Origin of the sequence: Snodgrassella sp. B3837, assembly GCF_026535955.1 — a bacterium.
In the GTDB taxonomy this organism is placed as follows: domain Bacteria; phylum Pseudomonadota; class Gammaproteobacteria; order Burkholderiales; family Neisseriaceae; genus Snodgrassella; species Snodgrassella alvi_E.
Window position 1 is genome coordinate 725 of the sequence record NZ_JAFNPI010000007.1, and the last position, 3,114, is coordinate 3,838.

At 42.0% G+C, this 3,114-nt stretch carries 3 protein-coding genes and 1 pseudogene; 3 read left to right on the forward strand and 1 reads right to left on the reverse strand.

The annotated features are described in order from the left end of the window. The coding region (locus J3U67_RS03415; protein ID WP_267403812.1) for an HNH/ENDO VII family nuclease at positions 1-1,355 on the forward strand (1,355 nt) is incomplete at its 5' end. Positions 1,356-1,360: 5 nt separating this feature from the next. Beyond that, complete coding sequence (locus J3U67_RS03420) at positions 1,361-1,822, forward strand: SMI1/KNR4 family protein (protein ID WP_267403813.1); 462 nt, start codon at positions 1,361-1,363, stop codon at positions 1,820-1,822. A gap of 11 nt (positions 1,823-1,833) precedes the next feature. Here J3U67_RS03420 and J3U67_RS09215 read toward each other — a convergent pair whose 3' ends face one another. Next, on the reverse strand, positions 1,834-1,929 hold the full coding sequence (locus tag J3U67_RS09215; protein WP_100157169.1) for a SymE family type I addiction module toxin: 96 nt from the start codon (positions 1,927-1,929) through the stop codon (positions 1,834-1,836). Positions 1,930-2,061: 132 nt separating this feature from the next. Between J3U67_RS09215 and J3U67_RS03425 the strand changes: the two are divergent. Continuing rightward, positions 2,062-3,114: pseudogene (locus J3U67_RS03425) on the forward strand (adhesin); the annotation flags it as partial.

The window sequence follows — 3,114 nt, forward strand, 5'->3', positions numbered from 1 at the left end:
AAAAGGATAGCCTGAAAGAAAAACTGAAAGACGAAAACCTGACCTTATCAGAGCGGGAACAATACGAAAAAGAACTGTCGCAATGGAACACAGGCGGCTTACTGCTGAATGCCATCGGAGCAGGATTGGCCGCACCAACCAATAGCGTAGGGGGCATATTGGCAGCCACAGCCAGTCCGGTGGTTTCGTATCAGATAGGCCAATACTTTAAAGGCAAAGATGCTGAAGGCAGCACAGCCCATCTGGTGGCACATGCAGTATTAGGTGCAGCGGTAGCGGCAGCAGGAGGGAATGATGCATTGGCAGGAGCATTGGCGGCAGGTGGATCAGAGGCAATAGGTCCAGTGATATCGAAATGGCTGTATGACAAAGAACCAAAGGATTTGACGGCAGAAGAGAAAGCAACTGTATCAGCAATATCAGGACTGGCAGGAGCGGCTACGGGAGCGGTAACGGGTGGAAGTATGGCAGATGCAGTGCAAGGTAATCAGGCTGCGCATACGGCTGTGGATAATAACCTAAACAATAATGATTGGCCTTATTTTGGGACAACTCCTGAAAAAACTAGAAAGCTGAATGAAGAAAAATTTATCAAATTAATTTGTAAAAACTTAAATTCAACTGAATGTCAAAGAAAAAGAGAAGAAGTTCAAAAGGATGGAGCTAAGTTTATTATAAGCAATGTAATAGATTTTATACCAATAATAGGAGATATAAAGGGATTGTATGAAGCAGAGACGGTTGGAGATTATGTATTTGCCGCAATTGGAGTAGTGCCACTTGTTGGTGATGCAGCTAAAAAAATGCATACTGCACAAAAAGCCTATGAAAAAGCGAAAGAAGCAGGAAATGTAGCAGAAATGGTTAAGCAAACTGAAAATGTGGCTAATCTTATAAAAGAGGATAAAATTAAAAAAGGAGTAGATGGGAATGCAGGAAAGGGGATGACAGGAGCCACACAGGCTGATGCAACAAAATATTTTGGGCAAGAGAGAAAATATTGGTCTAAAGATCCTATAGAATTTAATGGTAATAAAGTTTATCAACGTAATGATTTGTTTGATCCGAATTTGATGACAACTTGGACAGATAAAGGGAAAATAATTAAAGGAACAAATTTAGAAAGAATGGCATCTGGTCGAGCACCTATTGGTCATGATGGAAATTCGATTAATTTACACCATCTGACACAAAATCAAAATGGAGCTATTGCTGAAGTTACGCAAACATTTCATCAACAAAATAAAAAAGCGATTCATGTTAATCCTAATACAATTCCTTCTGGAATTAATAGAAATGAGTTCAATAAATGGAAAACTCAATACTGGATCGAGAGAGCAAAAACATATAGGTAAAAATTATGAATGAAATAACAAAAAATGTACTAATTGAATTCATTAATAAAAACGAGAATATAGTTAATTTCGGTACTCCGGAAGATGCGGTTGATGAATCATGGATTTTAAAGGCCGAAAAATATTTAGGTTTTCCTCTAACTAATTCTTATAAATGGTTTTTACGTGAATACCGTGGTGGTGAAATATGTGGAGAGGAAATATACAGCATTTACGGATTAGATTTTGAATCGGTTAATGGTGGGGATATTGTTTATCATCATATCATTGATATGAAAAATAATATTATGAAAAACACACAACTTGTTGTTAGCCAAACAGATTTTGGTGATGTGTATTATTTTGATTATACTAAATTTGATAATGGGGAATGTCCAATATACATTATGCTCCCATCTGCTGAATGTAAGTTTTATGCTACTAATTTTTATGAATTTTTATATAAAAGAATTAAAGATTATTTATAAGTTATAGTTTTTTAGACTCGTAAATCAATCTCTATCACTAACTTGCCCTGTTCAATCTGAATGATAACAGGGCATCCCACATAAAAGCCTACCTGCTCCAGCCACACTGATAGTAGTCACAGGCCACTGCCAACAGTATCAATGCAGACATTGGCGGCAAACTAAGCATAATCAGCCCGCAGGACAAAATAGACCAAGTCATCAAAAACAGCGGAGCCAGCCTGCATGTACAGGGGGGATTGGGGAGCGTATGGGAAGCGTCAGGTAATTTTAGCAGCAGCAATGCTTCTGGTCACCTTAATGGCGTCAACCAACAATCTGGATTATTTGCCGGTAAAGATGGTTACCACATCAAAGCCGATAGCGTAGATTTGCAGGGAGGAGCTATCGGATCCACTGCAGACAAAGAACACAACCAGCTTACCACCAACAGTCTTACCTTCAAGGACATCGAAAACCACTCCGACTTCCATGCCAGCAATGCATCGATAGGAGGAGGTTTTTCCGGAGACGGCCCGGGACCAGTAGGCAATCCGAGTTACACCCCCGGCCTGCCACAATACGAAAGCGGCAGCGACCATACCACCACACATGCCACCCTAAGCCCGGGGCAGATAATCATAAACGGCAAAGAAACCAGCGTAGAAGAACTGGGCATCCACAGCGACATCAGCACAGCACACAGCAAAGTAAATGAACTGCCGGATTTACAGCAGATTATGGACAAACAGCAGGCCGTAGCTGATGCCACCGCCACCATCATGCAAAGCGTACGTACACTAAGCACAGATATGGCAAACAAAGCGGACAAAGAAAAGCAGCAGGCGAAAAAAGCGGCAGAAGAGCAACTGCAAACAGAAGGCGGAGAGATACTAAACAAATACAATAGCCTGAACGAAGCCGAAAAAGCCGAATTCCTGAAACAATATTCCAGCAGTTACAAACAAGCAGACGAACAGGCACAGGTATGGGGCATAGGCGGCAACAAGAGCCGTGCACTGAATGCAGTGACCACAGCCATCACCGGCGCACTGGGCGGACAGACCAATATACAAGTAGTGGCCAACACCTTAGCACCATATGCATCAGAGCTGATAGGCAAACAATTCGGCCACGGAGAAAACAAAAACGAAGCAGCGCAGCTGGTAGCGCATGCCATATTAGGTGCAGTGACTGCAAGTGTAAACGGAGGCAGTGCAGCAGCAGGAGCGGCAGGCGCGACTAGTGCAGAATTGGCAGCCCAATACCTAATAAACCATCTGCCAAAAGACCAATATCCAGAAGCAATAGAT

Coding starts and splice junctions, on each gene's coding strand:
- J3U67_RS03420 (WP_267403813.1), top strand. CDS start 1,361: ATGAATGAAATAACAAAAAATGTACTAATTGAATTCATTAATAAAAAC.